The sequence below is a fragment of the Pseudomonas nunensis genome, from assembly GCF_024296925.1.
In the GTDB taxonomy this organism is placed as follows: domain Bacteria; phylum Pseudomonadota; class Gammaproteobacteria; order Pseudomonadales; family Pseudomonadaceae; genus Aquipseudomonas; species Aquipseudomonas nunensis.
Genome location: NZ_CP101125.1, coordinates 2,864,520 through 2,880,271, shown reverse-complemented (window position 1 = coordinate 2,880,271; position 15,752 = coordinate 2,864,520). Strand labels below are relative to the sequence as shown.

11 protein-coding genes are annotated in these 15,752 nt (G+C 62.2%); all 11 read right to left on the bottom strand.

The window, feature by feature from the left end; genetic code table 11:
• Positions 1-171: 171 nt before the first annotated feature.
• On the bottom strand, positions 172-831 hold the full coding sequence (locus NK667_RS12320; RefSeq protein WP_054046443.1) for a glycosyltransferase family 2 protein: 660 nt from the start codon (positions 829-831) through the stop codon (positions 172-174).
• The gene (locus NK667_RS12315; protein WP_054614901.1) at positions 828-1,427 is read right to left on the bottom strand and encodes an SAM-dependent methyltransferase; all 600 of its coding nucleotides are present in this window, start codon (positions 1,425-1,427) and stop codon (positions 828-830) included. Before NK667_RS12315 ends, NK667_RS12320 begins: the two co-directional genes overlap by 4 nt.
• Complete coding sequence (locus NK667_RS12310) at positions 1,424-2,182, bottom strand: PIG-L deacetylase family protein (RefSeq protein ID WP_054614900.1); 759 nt, start codon at positions 2,180-2,182, stop codon at positions 1,424-1,426. Before NK667_RS12310 ends, NK667_RS12315 begins: the two co-directional genes overlap by 4 nt.
• Complete coding sequence (locus NK667_RS12305) at positions 2,179-3,168, bottom strand: acyl-CoA dehydrogenase family protein (RefSeq protein ID WP_054614899.1); 990 nt, start codon at positions 3,166-3,168, stop codon at positions 2,179-2,181. The genes NK667_RS12310 and NK667_RS12305 overlap by 4 nt, the downstream gene beginning before the upstream one ends.
• Position 3,169: 1 nt before the next feature.
• Positions 3,170-5,329 (bottom strand): glycogen debranching protein GlgX, encoded by a 2,160-nt coding sequence (gene glgX / locus NK667_RS12300; protein ID WP_054046436.1) that lies wholly within the window; start codon positions 5,327-5,329, stop codon positions 3,170-3,172.
• Positions 5,330-5,570: 241 nt separating this feature from the next.
• The gene (locus tag NK667_RS12295) at positions 5,571-5,912 is read right to left on the bottom strand and encodes a DUF2934 domain-containing protein (protein ID WP_054046434.1); all 342 of its coding nucleotides are present in this window, start codon (positions 5,910-5,912) and stop codon (positions 5,571-5,573) included.
• Between the two features lie 21 nt (positions 5,913-5,933).
• Positions 5,934-8,729, bottom strand: coding sequence for a malto-oligosyltrehalose synthase (locus NK667_RS12290; protein ID WP_054614898.1), 2,796 nt, complete (start codon positions 8,727-8,729; stop codon positions 5,934-5,936).
• On the bottom strand, positions 8,726-10,804 hold the full coding sequence (gene malQ / locus NK667_RS12285; protein ID WP_054614897.1) for a 4-alpha-glucanotransferase: 2,079 nt from the start codon (positions 10,802-10,804) through the stop codon (positions 8,726-8,728). Before malQ ends, NK667_RS12290 begins: the two co-directional genes overlap by 4 nt.
• Positions 10,801-12,594, bottom strand: a complete 1,794-nt coding sequence (treZ, locus tag NK667_RS12280) for a malto-oligosyltrehalose trehalohydrolase (RefSeq protein ID WP_054614896.1) — start codon at positions 12,592-12,594, stop codon at positions 10,801-10,803. Before treZ ends, malQ begins: the two co-directional genes overlap by 4 nt.
• Positions 12,595-12,611: 17 nt before the next feature.
• Positions 12,612-14,198 carry a glycogen synthase GlgA gene (gene glgA / locus NK667_RS12275; protein ID WP_054614895.1) on the bottom strand — a complete coding sequence of 529 codons (1,587 nt, stop codon included), beginning with the start codon at positions 14,196-14,198 and terminating at the stop codon, positions 12,612-12,614.
• A 600-nt stretch (positions 14,199-14,798) separates the two neighbouring features.
• Positions 14,799-15,752 (bottom strand): D-2-hydroxyacid dehydrogenase family protein, encoded by a 954-nt coding sequence (locus NK667_RS12270; protein ID WP_054614894.1) that lies wholly within the window; start codon positions 15,750-15,752, stop codon positions 14,799-14,801.

The window sequence follows — 15,752 nt, the reverse complement described above, 5'->3', positions numbered from 1 at the left end:
CCTTGTTGTGTCTCGCCCTCAGTCATGCGTTGCTTGATTTCAAGCCTGGCAGACCCGTGAAGGCTGGTTGATAGCAATGTGCCGCGCTCCGAACCCTGGATTGCAGCGAACAAGAGTATTGCTCATACAACGGTATTCGTCGCCTCACTGTTGCATCTGATCCGGTTTTTTTTACTCGACTTGCACCATGTTCCGCAAAAAATCGCCGAAGCCACCCCGGGCCCGGCTGTCCAGGCGCGCGCTGGTCAGCACCTGTGGCTGGTGGCTCCAGGCGATATTCGCGCCACAGAGTTCCAGCTGTCGCACCAGTTGCACATCCTCATCGCAGGCCAGCGGTTCGAAGCCGCCGGCGCGCTGATACGCCTCGGCGCTGATGCCCAGGTTTGCGCCGTGGATATGACGGTGACCGTCCCGTGCCTGGTAATGCTGGTGATAGCGAATCTGTGCCGACTCGTCGAAATCGGCGTGCCACTGATCCACCGTGACCGTGCCGCACACCGCATCGGCGCCCAACGCCAATTGCGCCACCAGCCAGTCTTTCGACACCAGGCTGTCGGCATCCGAACAGGAAATCCAGCGCGCGCCCTGTTCCAGCAGATAACGCGCTCCGGCGGCCCGGGCTTCCCCGACATTGCGGGCTTCGATCTCCAGGCTGTGCACCGGGTATTGCGCGACTATCTGCGCCGAGCGGTCGGTGCAACTGTCGAGCACCACCAGCACCATCACCGGTTCGCCCTCCAGCCTCTCATGGCAACCGGCGCGCAGGGCTGCGCGGATGCAGGGTTCGAGCAAGTCTTCTTCGTTGTGCGCCGGGATCAGGATTCCAATCATCGCAAGCCCTCCAGAGCCGCCACGGAGCGGGGTTCTCGGCTCCAGAGTTCCAACAGAAAATCCGCTTCCTGATGCAGGACCAGGCGCGGCAAGTGCAAGTGTTCGTGGAGCAGGTCATGGACCTGGCGGGCGTTCAGCGGGCAGCCGTCAATGGGCGGGCGCCAGTGGCAGGCGAGCAGTTGGCCATCGGCGGTCAGCGATTGTTCGGCCAGGACGATCAGGCGTTTGAGGTCGTCGGCGTCCAGGTAGTAGCCGATCTCGCTGATGACAATCAGGTCGAATTTCTCTTCGGGCCACTCGCCCGGCAAGCGACTTTGGCGGACTTCGGCGTGGTCGAACAGGCTCAGGCGTGTACGGGCCAGTGCGACGGCGGCGGCTGCGGTGTCGCAACACAGCAGACGGTCGCAGCGGCTGGCCAGCTCGGCGCTCAGCTCTCCGTTGGCGCAACCGGGTTCGAAGATAGAACGGTAATGCGGCCGGGGCAGGGCGGCGAGGGTGATCGCGCGTTTGCGCTGTTCGTACCAGCGTTGGCGAAACGCCCAAGGGTCGTCGTTGCCCGAGAACAACCCGTCGAAATAACGATCCTCGACACTCATAGAAACACCACTTCAAACGGTTGCAGCAACCGATCCAATACATAGGGCGCGAGCACGGGCGGCAGACCGACTTGCGGATCACCTTCTAACTGACTGGCGAAAGCATGGATGGCGTGACGCTTGCGGGCGACCAGGTGCGGGTCGAGCAGAATCTTGCGTGCGCGCTCCCAGGGTACAAAGCTGTCTTCCGGGGTTGCCCAGTGCCAGGTCCACACAGGCAGTTCATGCAACGTCGCGCCGACCCGATTGGCCGCGTCGGCACTGGCCCGGCCCACGGCTTCGTGGTCGCAATGGCCGTCCTCGCGCCAGGTGGTGAAGACCACGTCGTCGGGTCGCAAGTGACGTTCGATGAATGCGCTCAACTCGGCTTCCCGCGCGGCCACCTGGCTGTCGGCAAAACCGCCGCGCAGCCATTTCAGGCTGTGCAGCGGCAAACCGAGCCGGCGCAGGGCTTCGGCGGATTCCTGCGGCCGCACCGCGCTCAAACGTTCTACGGGCCAGCGCCGGGAGCCGGGGTGACTGGCACTGCCGTCGGTGACCGAGATCAGCTGCAACGCCCGGCCAGCGTCGGCGAGCAGTTGCAGAAAGCCGCCGCAGCCGAGCACTTCGTCATCCGGGTGCGGGGCGATGATCACGGCGCGTGAGCCTTCGGGCACCAGCTCCAGAATGTCGATCACCGGCAATTGCGCCAGTTGTTGGGAGGTTTGCCACAGATGCAGTGGCGTGCCCTGGCCGACGATGGGGTTGGCTTTCATAGCGTCCACCCTCCGTTGACCACCTGTTCGCCGAGGGCGGCGAGGTCCCGTTCAGCGTGGCTTTGGCGCAGGAACACCGGCAAATCAGCGATCAATCGGGCGAACTGTCGATCCTTGCAATAAGGCCCGGCACCGAGGGCATGGCCGACGTGCTGGATGACGAGTTCGGCGCTGTGCTCGACCACTGCACGAGCGCGCCGGGCGAGCAGTTCGGCGTCTTCCAGCGGTGTGGTGTCGATGGTCATGGCACTGACCCGCAACACTTGCGCCGCTGCATGCAAGGCACTGTCCACCGCGCCGAGATGGGCCAGGGCATGCGATTCCGGACGTTGCGCGCAGTGACGGCGCAAGCGCTCGGCGATGCTCTGCGCCGCGCCGTACCAGCACGCGGCAATCCCGATCCCGCCTTGCCAGAAACCTGGCCGTTGCAAATAGTCGCCGGGGTTGCCGATGGCTTGGGCTTCCGCACCTTCGAACAACACTTCGACGCTACCGGTGGCGCCCATGCCCACCGCATGCCAGCCGTCAGCGGTGACGTTCACCCCCGGCTGATCCAGCGCGACCGCCACCAGTTGCTGGCGGTCCTGATCATCCCAAGCGGTGAGCAAGGCATGGCTGAGTACCGCCGCGCCGGAGCACCAAGCCTTGCGTCCATTGAGCAACACCATGTGCCCCGAAGGGCTGACCCGAACCTTGGCTTGCGGCGGTTCGGCGGCCCACATGCCCCAAGTGCTGGCGGGAGTCGGTGAGCCACCGAGTTGCTGGATGATCGCCAGCGCATCGGTATGCCCTTCGTACAATTTGCACAACCCGAGGTCGTGGCCACCGACCTCGGCCAGGCGCTGGAAGCGTTCCAGCGTCTCGCCACTGCCGGGCAGCGGAAGCTGGTCGAGACCAGCCTCCACCAACGCCCGCAGGCAACGGCCTAGCGCCTGTGTATCGGCGCAGTCCGTGGATTGCTGTTGCAGAAACGTCTGAAGGTCCATTTCACTCTTCTTCCTCATGCTGCAATTCGAACAGCAGCAGCGAGCGGCCGGTGACCGAGTATTCGTGACCGAACTCGAAGCGTTCCTGACCGCGAATCGACGGCTGGTTGGTGTCGATCATGCAGGTCCAGTGACCGCCGTCCGGGACTTCCGGCAACGTGAAATTGACGATGTCGTGGTGGGCGTTGACCACCAGCAGCAACGTCGCATCGCCACCCTTGCGGCGGATCCCGGTTTCCTGGGCGCGGCCGTCAAGCAGCATGCCCAGGCAACGACCGTGGGCTTCCTGCCATTGTTCGGTGCTCATCTCGCTGCCGTCCGGGGCCAGCCAGGTGACATCCTTGACGCCAATGTCCTCGTTGTAATTACCGACCAGGAAGCGTCCGCGACGCAGGATCGGATAGGCCAGACGCAACTTGATCAGGCGTTTGACGAACTTGAGCAGCGCCTTGCCGTCTTCGCTGAGGTCCCAATTGACCCAGCCGATGTCGCTGTCCTGGCAGTAGGCGTTGTTGTTGCCATCCTGGGTCCGGGCGAACTCGTCACCGGCGACCAGCATCGGCGTGCCCTGGGACAGCAGCAGCGTGGCGAAGAAGTTGCGCATCTGGCGCTGACGCAGTTCGTTGATCTCGGGATCGTCGGTCGGGCCTTCGACACCGTGGTTCCAAGACAGGTTGTTGTTGCTGCCGTCCTGGTTGTTTTCGTCGTTGGCTTCGTTGTGCTTGTCGTTGTACGACACCAGGTCGTTGAGCGTGAAACCGTCGTGGGCGGTGATGAAGTTCACCGAGGCATACGGCCGGCGTCCACGCTGGTTGAACATCTCGCCGGACGCGGTCATGCGGCTGGCAAAATCCGCCAGTTGGTTGTCATCGCCTTTCCAGAAGGCACGCACGGTGTCGCGGAACTTGTCGTTCCACTCGACCCAGCCCGGCGGGAAGCCACCGACCTGATAACCACCGGGGCCGCAATCCCAAGGTTCGGCGATCATTTTCACCTGGCGCAACACCGGATCCTGGCGGCAGGCAACGAGGAAGCTGTGGCGTTCGTCGAAACCGTCGTGGTAGCGCCCGAGAATGGTCGCGAGGTCGAAGCGGAAACCGTCCACGTGCATTTCCGTGGCCCAGTAGCGCAACGAGTCGGTGACCATTTGCAGTACGCACGGGTGACTCAAATCCAGGGTGTTGCCGGTGCCGGAATCGTTGATGTAGTAGCGTTTGTCATCAGGCATCAAGCGGTAGTAGGAGGCGTTGTCGATACCGCGCATCGACAGGGTCGGACCTTGTTCGTTGCCCTCGGCGGTGTGGTTGTAGACCACGTCGAGGATCACTTCCAGATTGGCTTCGTGTAGGTGCGCGACCATCTCCTTGAACTCGGCGATCTTGCCGCTGGCCAGGTAGCGCGGGTCCGGGGCGAAGAAGGCGATGCTGTTGTAGCCCCAGTAATTGGTCATGCCTTTATGCAGCAGATGCTGGTCATTGACGAAGGCGTGGATCGGCAGCAATTCAACGGATGACACGCCGAGCTTGCGGATGTGTTCGAGTACGTCGTCGACCATCAACCCGCCGAAAGTGCCACGCAGATTCTCGGGGACGGAAGGGTGACGCATGCTGATGCCGCGCACGTGAGTCTCATAAATGATCGTCTTGTCCCACGGCACGCTGACCCGATGGTCATTGCCCCAGGTGTGCGCCGGGTCAATGACTTTGCATTTCGGCACGAACGGCGCGCTGTCGCGCTCATCGAAACTGAGGTCGGCGTCAGGGTGGCCGATGGTGTAGCCGAACAGCGCTTCGGACCATTTCAACTCGCCAACCAATTGCTTGGCGTACGGGTCGATCAGCAGTTTGTTGTGGTTGAAGCGATGGCCGTTGGCCGGGTCGTAGGCACCGTAGACACGGTAGCCGTAGATCAGCCCCGGATGGGCGTCGGGCAGGTAGCCGTGGTAGATCTCGTCGGTGTATTCCGGCAATTCGATACGTTCCAGTTCAACTTCGCCGGCGTCGTCGAAGATGCACAGTTCAACCTTGGTGGCGTTGGCGGAAAACAGTGCGAAGTTAACCCCCAAACCATCCCAGGTCGCGCCCAGCGGGAAGGGCAAGCCTTCACGAATTCGCGAGGCCTCGGCTTGAGGTTCTGGCGCGGCTTTTTTTGGATTGGTCATAAATGCTCCTGCAAAATAGGGGTACGAATTCGGGTGTGGCGGATCAGTCAGGGGCGGACCCTGTGGGAGCGGGCTTGCTCGCGAAAGCGGTGGGTCAATCAACATCGATGCTGAATGACACACCGCTTTCGCGAGCAAGCCCGCTCCCACAAGGACTGCAGCGTTCTCTTTATTCCGGGCGAGTGCGCCCACAGTGGCGAGCGAACTCGCCACGAGATCAATCAGGACAAGGCGTGAAGCGTTAAACCGTTGGCGGTTTTTTCGCGGCGCGTGGTTTTTTCTCGGGAGCCTTTTCACCCGGCGGGGTTACTTTGGCGGCCGCAGCAGGTTTGGCCTTGGCTTTGGACGCCGCAGCCTTGCCATCGGCCTGACCGTTGAGTTTGCTGTCAGCCTTGGCGGCAGCCGGTTTGGCCGCAGCAGCCTTGCTGCCGGCAGCTTTCGGCGATTTTTTCGGCGCCAGGGCTTCGGCTTCGGCCAGCTTGCGCGCCATCTCCCAGTGGCGCTCTTCCTGGCCTTCGGGTTTCCCTTCCGACTCCCAGATTTGATAGGCAAATTCGCGAACGCGTTTATCTTCGGTACTCATCGCAATGCTCCTGAACTGAACTCAAGTGTCGATAGTTTGGATAAAGAGATTGACCGGGAAGTCCCCCAGCGCGGCGCTGATTTCCAGCTCCATGTTTTTTGTGACTGCGGCGTTTGAAAAAAGTCCCTTCAGGTTTTCGTTCGGGGTGGTGAACGGTAATTTGACCCGCGTATCGCCCCATCGCAGCGCGTCCACCTGAGGCGCGGCACTGTTTTCCAGCAACCCGGCACAGCGTATCGGCACGATCACGATGGCGCGTTGGCCTTCCAGCGAACGCATGAACGCCAACACGCGATGAGCCTCGCTGCCGAGCACTTCAAGGGCCGTATAGGTCCCTTGGCGAAACAGCTCGGCGTACTCGGCCCGACGGTTCAACGTATGGGCGACCAGCCGTTGTTTGATGCGCCCGTCACGCCAGTTCGCCAACAGCCCGGACAGGTCGAGTGGGGCCTGCAAAGCCTGTTGTCGAGCGGCGTAATCCACCGGCCGGCGGTTGTCCGGATCGACCAGGGTAAAGTCCCAGAAGTCGTTGCCCTGATACAGATCCGGCACCCCCGGCACAGTCATGCGCAGCAAGGTTTGCGCCAAACCATTCAGCGCGCCGGGCGCAGCAATCGCCTGTGCCGCTTCACCCAGGGCCGAACGCAACGGCTGACCTTCGGGGCTCAGCAGCAAGCGATTGAGAAAGGCTTCGGTGGCCTGTTCGTAAGCGTCGTTCGGCGCGCTCCAGCTGCTTTGCAACTTGGCTTCGCGCAGGGCTTTTTGCTGCCACTGCCACAGGCGTTTGGCGTAATCCTCCAGCGCCGGTTGATCATCGCTACGCAGTTCCAGCGGCCAACTGCCGAGGATCGCTTGATAGAGGATCAACTCATCGCCGGCCGAGGGCGAGCTGTCGTCGGTGCGCAGTTCGCGCGCCAGGTTTCGCCAGTGTTCGACCTGTTCGGCGTACCAGCCGCTGCGCTCGCTCAACACCGCGAGACGCGCCCGGGTGTCTTCGCCACGCTTGTGATCGTGGGTCGCGGTGGCCAGCAGGTTGTTGGGAAACGCTTCCAGGCGTTGCAGGCAAGCGTCGTGGAAATCGCTGACCGGCGCGCTGAACTGTTCGGTGCTGAAGCCCACGTCATTGCGCGACAGCAACACCGCCGAACGATAGAACGCGGTGTCTTCGACGGCCTTGGCCGCCGCCGGTGACGTCAATTGCTGGAAGCGCACGCAAGCATGTTTGAGGATCTTGCGCTGGCGGCCCACCGGGCGTTTACGCCAGGGTTCGCCACCGAGCCAGCCAGCGATGCAATCGAGCACCGGCCAGTCGGCCTCGCCCAAGGTCTGCCGTGCACCGTCCATGGCTTGCTGGAAAAACACATCGTCTTCGGCCGAGCGACCACGCGGGCTGATGTAGGTGCGGTACACCGGGAAGTGCACGATCAGTTCCTGCAATGCCCGGCGGATCGCGCCGAGGGTCAGGTCGCGGGTCATCACGTCATCCCGGGCCACTTGCAGCAGGGCCTGGGCGACGCTTTCGAAATCCCCGGCCAGCGAACCGTTGAGGATCTGCTGGCGCGCCAGTTGCGCTTCCTGGATGAATTCGGCGGGCCGTTCGCTATGGCGACTCCACAGTTCACCGAGGGTTTCGGCGCCGGCGGGATCGTGTTGCAGCAACGACAATTGATTCATGAATTCATAACCGGTGGTGCCATCCACCGACCAGTCACGGTGCAGGGTTTCACCTTCGCCGAGGATCTTCTCGACGTAGATCGGCAGGTGCCGCTGCGGTGACAGGCTATCGACCCGACGCCGCAGTTTGCGGCAATAACCGCGTGGGTCGGCGAGGCCGTCGATATGGTCGATGCGCAAGCCGTCCACCAGGCCTTCGGAAATCAGTTCGAAGATCTTCGCGTGGGTTTCCTCGAAGACTGCCGGGCGTTCAACCCGCAGGCCGCCGAGTTCATTCACATCGAAGAAGCGCCGCCAGTTGATGTCGTCCGCCGCCGTGCGCCAACTGGCCAGCCGATAACTCTGGCGCTCCAGCAGGTTGTGCAGGTTTTGGAAGCCTTCTGTTGTCAGCGAGTCATAAGTGCTGATGTGCTGTTGGATGGCGTGCAGCATGGCCGGGTCGCTGGCCAACTCGCGCAATTCCTCTTGCAGGGGAATCGCCAGGCTATGGGCATCGGTCTGGTAGCTCAGGGCTGCAAAACGATCGGCGAGAAACTTCAGTTGCTCGGTTTGTTCGGCATTCAGTTGATCGTCAGGCTTGAGCAAATCACCGTAGCCGGTCGGGCAGATCGGAAAGTGATGATCGTAGTGCTCGACATAAAACGCGCCGTGTTCGGCATCGAAGCGCAGGGGCAGGGTGCCGTCCTGCAACGCCACGCCGTAGTCGCTGCCCAGAAACGGCAGCAGCAACTGGCCTTCCATCAGCGGGTCGGGGGAATGCCACTGGATGTCGAAAAACTCGCCGTAAGGACTCAGGCGTCCCCATTCCAGCAAGTCCAGCCACCAAGGGTTATCGCCACCGCCGACCGCCATGTGGTTGGAGACGATGTCGAGGATCAGCCCCATCTTCTGCTGGCGCAACGCATCGACCAGACGGCGCAGTGCCGCTTCGCCGCCGAGTTCCGGGTTGACCGTGGTCGGGTCGACCACGTCGTAGCCGTGCATCGAACCGGCGCGGGCGCTGAGCAGCGGCGACGCGTAGACATGGCTGATACCCAGGCTGGCGAAGTACGGCACCAGCGGCACCGCATCGTCGAGGGTAAAACCTTTATGAAATTGCAGCCGCAGGGTCGCCCGCAGCGGTTGGATCAAGGCCTGGTTCATTGGTCACGCTCGGCCGCCTGGAGTCGCGCACAGGCGAGCAGTTCAAGGCGTCGGGCCGCGTCCGGGTCATCCAGCAACGCTTCACTGTCACCGGGCAAACGCCGTGACCAGTTAGGGTGCGTGTCGATGGTGCCGGGCAGGTTGGCTTGCTGTTCGATGCCCAGGGCATCTTCCATCGGCAGCAACACCAGCGGCGCGCGGGTATGGCCGAGGAAGCGGATCGCTGCGTCGAGTACCTGATCGGTTTCATGGGACTCTTCGCGGAAGTTCTGCGGGTCCTCGCTCAACACCCGACGCAGGCCTTCGCGCTCGCGTTCACGGTGATGGCGCCACTCGATCTCGCCGTTCGCGTCGACCAACCCGAGCCGGGCATTCCAGTCGATATCGTGGCCATGCCACCAGCCGTTGAGCGTAGGCAAGTCATGGGTGCTGGTGGTCGCCAGCGCGTTGTCCGGCCATTCGAGCGTCGACTTAAAGTGGCTGTTGTCTTGTTCAAACAGCAACACACGCATGCCGAGGATCGAACGAGCGATCAATTTTTCCCGCAGGCCGTCGGCCACGGTGCCGAGGTCTTCACCGAGCACAATCGCTTGATGTCGATGGGATTCGAGGGCCAGCAAACGCAGCATGTCGTCCACCGGGTAATACAGGTACGCGCCATCGGCTGGCGGTGCATCGTTGGGGATCACCCACAAGCGTTGCAGGCCCATCACATGGTCGATGCGCAGGCCGCCGGCATGGGCGAAGTTGGCCCGCAGCATTTCGATGAATGCGCGGAAGCCGTTGCGCACCAGACCTTCCGGGGAAAACGCCGAAATGCCCCAGCCCTGACCGGAACGGTTAAGGATGTCCGGTGGCGCACCGACGGTCAGGGACGCGAGCAATTCGTCCTGGCGACTCCAGGCCTGGCTGCCACCGCCATCGGCGCCGACTGCGAGATCGGCTACCAAGCCGATGCTCATGCCTGCACCGAGCGCTGCGCTTTGCGCGCGGGCCAGGCAACGGTCGATCAGCCATTGGCAGAAGGCAAAGAAGCCGATGCGTCCGGCGTTTTCTTCGGCGAAGTCGGCGAGGGCGGCGCTGCGCGGGTCTTGCCATTGTTCCGGCCAGTGACGCCAGTCCAGGTCTTCACCGCGAGCGGCGCGGGCTTCCTGGATGGCTTCGAAACGACAATGGTTTTCCAGCGCTTCACCGCCGGCATGCCGGAAGCTGCTGAAGTCTTCATGCAAGGGATGTTCGCCCTGGACAAAGCCTTCGTAGAGCGCCTGCAACAGCCGATGTTTGGCTTCGGCGGCCACCGGCCAATTGATCAGCGGCAGGGCTTCAAGTTCTTGCAGTTGTTCGGCCAGCCCGGTGGCATCAATCGCATCGCGCAAGGCGCGTTCGCCAAGAATCGCACCCGGCGCGGCGTAGAGGCTGTTGAGGAACAAGCGGCTGGACGGCGAATACGGGCTGTAGCGATGGGTGTCGCTGCTGAACATCGCGTGCATCGGACTGATCGCCAGCGCTTCGGCGCCGCGTTCACCGGCCACGCGGGCCAGGTCTTCGAGGGCCTGAGTATCGCCAAAGCCACCGTCACCGGGGCGTCGCAGCGAATACAGCTGCACGCTCAAACCCCAGGTGCGCGGGATCGGACTGTCGACCGCATCGCCAACGCTGTAGCAGCGCTCGGGGGCCACGGCCAGCGTGAAGGACTGGCCGTCGATGCTGACGTGTTGATAGCCGACCGGGATCAAGCCCGGCAGGATCGCATTGGCATCCAGTTTCAGGTTCAGGCGCGAGCCGTCTTCGAGGTGCACTTCGCACGGGGTTTGCGGCTCGAAATAACGGGCCAGGTCGAGGCCCTTGCCCACGTCCGCGGTGATCAGCGGCGGCAGGTGGCGGGTTTGTTGCACTTGCTGCAATTGCAGCAGGCTGGCGTCGATTTCCTGAGTCGTGCCGGCCGGATGGCCAAGGCCGATCAGGACTGCGCGCAGCACGGCCGGGGCGACTTTCTGTGGGCGTCCGTTGGCGTCGATCCAATCGACTGCCAGGCCAGCACGGCTGGCCAGTATTTCCAGTTGCGCATCGCTCATAGGCGCTCTCCATCAGGTAGCAAAGGGTTTGCAGCCGTGAGGCTGACGAGCACGCAAAAAGGGGCGAGGCTGCTCTGGTTCAACAGGCCGGACGCGGGAGGGTGTTCGAACAACAGCGAAGCATCGGCCTGTGGAGGGTGGACCACAGGCGCGTCGCTGAGGTTCAGGTCAATGCGCAGCAGGTTGCCGTTGCCGAGCCGCCAGCGAGCGCTCACCGCGCCGTCGGCCAGCACCTCGGCCCCCAGCGCGCGGGCGCCGGTCAGGTGCGGGATGATGTGCTCATGACGCAGTTTCAGCAGTTGCCGATACAGCTCGTGAATCGCTTGCTGCGCCGGCTCGCCGGCAGGTTTTGGCTGCGACGCTTCGAAGGTTTTTGGCGCGTTCGGGTCGGGGATCTTTTCGCGTTTGTGCGGATCCTTGAACGCGCTAAAGGCCTTGAACTCGTTACGCCGACCTTCGCGCACCAGTTCCGCCAGTTCACCGTGGTGGCTGGTGAAGAACAGGAACGGTTGTTCGGCGGCAAACTCGTCACCCATGAACATCAGCGGGATCATCGGCGACAACAGCAGCAGCGCAGTCGCCGCTTTCAGCGCGTCGGTCGGCGCCAGTTGATGCAGGCGCTCGCCAAAGGCGCGATTGCCGATCTGGTCGTGGTTCTGCAGAAACAGCACGAAAGCACTTGGCGGCAAGTGGCCGCTGGGTTCGCCCCGCGCCTCACCGTGACGATTGATGTGGCCCTGGAACACGAAACCTTCGCTCAGGCAGCGCGCCAGTTGTTCGGTGGGGTTCTCGGCGTAGTCGGCGTAGTAGGCGTCGGTTTCACCGGTCAGCAGCACGTGCAGGGCGTTATGGGCGTCGTCGTTCCACTGCGCATCGAAACCTTGTTCCAGCAGGCTGGCCTGGTTGTGTTCGTTTTCCACATTCAGCCAGATGTGGCGGCCCGGCGCAGTCTGCTCGCGCACTCGCTGCGCCAATTCCTGGAGGAAGTCCGGGTCTTCGATGGCGTGCACCGCGTCCAGGCGCAGACCGTCGAAACGGTATTCCAGCAACCACATCAAGGCGTTTTCAATAAAAAACTCCCGCACCTCGCGGCGGCGGAAGTCGATGGCCGCGCCCCACGGCGTATGTTTGTCTTCGCGAAAGAAGCCTTTGGCGTAGTGATGCAGGTAATTGCCGTCGGGGCCGAAGTGGTTGTAGACCACGTCGAGAATCACCGCCAAGCCATGGCCGTGGGCGGTGTCGATCAGATGCTTGAGTTGTTCGGGAGAACCGTAGGAGGCTTGGGGCGCGTAGGGCAGGACCCCGTCGTAGCCCCAATTGCGCTCGCCGGGAAATTGCGCCAGCGGCATCAGTTCGATGGCGGTGATGCCCAGTTCGACCAGGCGCGCCAGGTGCTGCTCGACTTCGCTGAAACCGCCGAGGGCACCGACGTGCAATTCGTAGATCACCGCTTCATTCCACGGCCGCCCTTGCCAGGCGTTGTTTTGCCAGTGGTAGGCGAGAGGATCGACCACCACGCTGTGGCGGTCGAGGTCCCCGGCCTGGGCGCGGGAGGCCGGGTCCGGCACTTGCAGTTCGGCGTCGATGTTGTAGCGGTATCGCGTGCCGGCCGGGCAGCGGGTCTTGATCACAAACCAGCCGTCGGCCTGGGGCAGTAGCGGTATTGATTGTCCATCATCCAGTTCGAGACTGACGTTTAACGCATCTGGCGCCCACAAGGCAAAACGCGTGTGTTCAGCGTCCAGCATGATTGCGCCGTGGGGCCAGGTCTCAAGGGTCCGTAACGGCATTGTTGAAAGCCTCTGAGTTATTTGTGGCCCGATTTGCCCAAGGCTTTGCCCACCAGTTTTTCGTAGAGTTCGGCGTAGGGTTCGACGGCCTTGCACCAGTTGAACGGTGCGGCCATCGCGCGGCAGCGCATTGCGTTAAGCAGATCGGGGAAAGCGAAGACCTTGAACGCGCGGCTCAGGGCTTCGCGGTAGCTTTCGACGGTGGATTCGTCGAACAGGAAACCGGTCACACCGTTTTCAATGGTGTCGGCCAGGCCGCCGGTATTGCGTGCCACCGGCAACGAGCCGAAGCGCTGGGCGTACATCTGGCTCAGGCCGCAAGGTTCGTAACGCGAAGGCATCAGCAGGAAATCACTGCCGGCGAACATGCGACGGGCGTCGGTTTCGTTGAAGCCGATACGCACGCCGACCTGGCCTGGGAAACGCAGGGCCAGTTCACGCATGGCTTGTTCTTCTTCCGGCTCGCCACGGCCGATGATTGCAATCTGGCCGCCGTGCTCGACGATGTAGTCCGCCACGGCTTCGGTGAGGTCCAGGCCTTTCTGATAGACCAGTCGCGAGACCACGGCAAACAGCGGGCCTTCGGAATCTTCGAGGCCGAACAGTTCACGGACGTGGGCGGCGTTGACCGCTTTACCGTCCCAGTCACCAATGGTGAACGGGCAGAACAGGTGCGGGTCGGTGGCCGCGTCCCAGCTCTCGTCGATGCCGTTGGGAATCCCGCTGAGCAGGCCTTGCTGGGTCTTGGCGGCGAGGAAGCCGTCGAGGCCGCAGCCGAAGTCCGGGGTGGTGATTTCCTGGGCGTACGTGGCGCTGACCGTGGTGATGTGGCTCGAATAAGCCATGCCGGCCTTGAGGAACGACATCTTGCCGTAGAACTCCATGCCTTCCTGTTGCAGCGCGTGCATTGGAATGCCCAGCTCCGGGCAAGAGCCGAGACTGGTCACGCCTTGATAGGCAAGGTTATGGATGGTGAATAGAGTCGGGGTGCGCTGCCCACGCCAGTGCATGTAGGCAGGGGCCAGGCCCGCTGGCCAGTCATGGGCGTGCACCAGGTCCGGGCACCAGTGGATTTGTGCGAGGTTGGCGGCGATATCGGCAGCGGCCAGGCCCAGGCGGGCGAAACGAATATGGTTGTCCGGCCAGTCGCGACCGTTGTTGGCGCCGTAGGGCGAACCTTCGCGCTCGTAGAGTTCGGGGCAGATCAACACGTAAATGACCAGGCCATCCGGCATGTCCATGCGCCCGATCTTGCAGGGCGGCAATGCGGCATGACCGCCGAGCTCGCCAATGATGTGGATCGGATTTTCGCTGTGCAGCACTTGCGGATAACCGGGGATCAGCACACGAACATCGTGCAGATGAGCCATGGCTCGCGGCAGCGCTGCAGAAACGTCGCCCAGACCGCCGGTCTTCACCAGGTCGGCGATTTCCGATGTCACAAACAGGACTTTTTTGCGGTTGGGGTTCTGACTGGCGACCGGTGCCAGCGTCTTGGTGCCGGGGACGCTGACTGTCTTGCTGCTCGGGGCATTCACGGCGCTCGATTCGCCGACCTGCTGATGAGCACGTTCTCCCTGAATATCTAAAGCCGCACTGATCATATGAATCTCCCGTGTTGTTGATCTAATTCTAGGCCTGGCACAAACGGTGTTCGTGGCCAAATCCTGTGGCCGGGCGCAAACGCGCTACGCATCAAGGAGCAATGGCTGCCCGATACGCTAAAGCACAAAGGGTGATAGGGCTGTTGCAAGGATTGCACCAGTCGGAACGCACCTGTCTTAGAGAGGACTCTGCACAACAGGTAAAAGTTTCGAGTTTTTTCCCGCTTTGTGACCGACCGGTTTCAGCCTGCGAAAATCAGTCTAGGCCAGAACTTAGAGCGCCACGGACCAAATGGCAAAATTGTTCGACAATCGGTTTAAAGAGGTACGGACGTGCAAATACGGAGGGCAAACGCACCGACGAAGGGCATGTTTTTTTGAAATGACGGGCCAAAATGTCACGTGGGAGTCACATGGGTGTGCGAGGGCGGAAGGGGTTTTGCACTGTTGTGGTGCGCAATGTTTGAGGAGGGGTGGTGTTGCGGAGGGCCTCTTCGCGAGCAAGCCCGCTCCCACAGTGGATTGGGGTGTACACAAAATATGTGGTCACCAGAAATCCCTGTGGGAGCGGGCTTGCTCGCGAAGAACGATAACGCGGTCTCAGGTGAGCAACCGAACCGGCGCTCCCGCCGCCCAAGCCTGGATGTCTTCGATCATCTGCGAAAAGAACTGCTGATAATTCTGTCGGCTGACATACCCGACATGCGGCGTGGCCAGCACATTGTCCAGCGTGCGGAACGGATGCAGCTCGGGCAACGGCTCCTCGTCGAACACATCCAGCGCCGCGCCCGCCAGGCGATTCTTCTGCAATGCCTTGATCAGCGCCGCTTCATCGACAATCGGCCCACGAGCCGTGTTGACCAACAGGGCAGTGGGTTTCATCCAGTCCAGCGCCTGGGCGTCGACGATCCCGCGACTGCGCTCGCTGAGCACCAGATGCACCGACAGCACGTCGGCCTGTTCGAACAGTTCCTGCTTGCTGACATAGCTAACGCCCACTGCAGCGGCGCGTTCGGCAGTGAGGTTTTCGCTCCAGGCGATTACCCGCATGCCGAACACCTGACCAAACTGCGCGACACGCTGGCCGATGCTGCCCAGGCCGAGGATCGCCAGGGTCTTGCCATGCAAGTCACCGCCCAGGCTTTGTTGCCATTGACCGGCGCGCAACGCATTGGCTTCGGCCACCAGATTGCGGGTGGCGGCCATGATCAGCGCCCAGGTCAGCTCCGGGGCGGCGTGTTTGTAGCTGTCGGTGCCGCTGACCTGGATGCCCAGCGCGGCGGCGGCTTTAAAGTCCAGGGCTGCGTTGCGCATGCCGCCGGTGACCAGCAGTTTGAGTTTCGGCAAACGGCGCAGCAGGTCTGCGTCGAACCGTGTGCGTTCGCGCATCACGCAAATCACTTCGAACCCGCCCAGACGCTCGGCCAGCGTGTCGTTGTCCGCCGGGTAGTCATGCAGAAAACTCACTTGGCCAATGCTTTCCAGCACCGACCAGTCCACCACGCCGCTGGCCACGTCCTGCCAGTCATCGATCACCGCAATCTGCACTGCCAT

Excerpts from the sequence above, each read along its gene's own strand:
- NK667_RS12320 (WP_054046443.1), bottom strand. The coding sequence starts at position 831 with ATGATTGGAATCCTGATCCCGGCGCACAACGAAGAAGACTTGCTCGAA.
- NK667_RS12315 (WP_054614901.1), bottom strand. The coding sequence starts at position 1,427 with ATGAGTGTCGAGGATCGTTATTTCGACGGGTTGTTCTCGGGCAACGAC.
- NK667_RS12310 (WP_054614900.1), bottom strand. The coding sequence starts at position 2,182 with ATGAAAGCCAACCCCATCGTCGGCCAGGGCACGCCACTGCATCTGTGG.
- NK667_RS12305 (WP_054614899.1), bottom strand. The coding sequence starts at position 3,168 with ATGGACCTTCAGACGTTTCTGCAACAGCAATCCACGGACTGCGCCGAT.
- glgX (WP_054046436.1), bottom strand. The coding sequence starts at position 5,329 with ATGACCAATCCAAAAAAAGCCGCGCCAGAACCTCAAGCCGAGGCCTCG.
- NK667_RS12295 (WP_054046434.1), bottom strand. The coding sequence starts at position 5,912 with ATGAGTACCGAAGATAAACGCGTTCGCGAATTTGCCTATCAAATCTGG.
- NK667_RS12290 (WP_054614898.1), bottom strand. The coding sequence starts at position 8,729 with ATGAACCAGGCCTTGATCCAACCGCTGCGGGCGACCCTGCGGCTGCAA.
- malQ (WP_054614897.1), bottom strand. The coding sequence starts at position 10,804 with ATGAGCGATGCGCAACTGGAAATACTGGCCAGCCGTGCTGGCCTGGCA.
- treZ (WP_054614896.1), bottom strand. The coding sequence starts at position 12,594 with ATGCCGTTACGGACCCTTGAGACCTGGCCCCACGGCGCAATCATGCTG.
- glgA (WP_054614895.1), bottom strand. The coding sequence starts at position 14,198 with ATGATCAGTGCGGCTTTAGATATTCAGGGAGAACGTGCTCATCAGCAG.
- NK667_RS12270 (WP_054614894.1), bottom strand. The coding sequence starts at position 15,752 with ATGGCAGTGCAGATTGCGGTGATCGATGACTGGCAGGACGTGGCCAGC.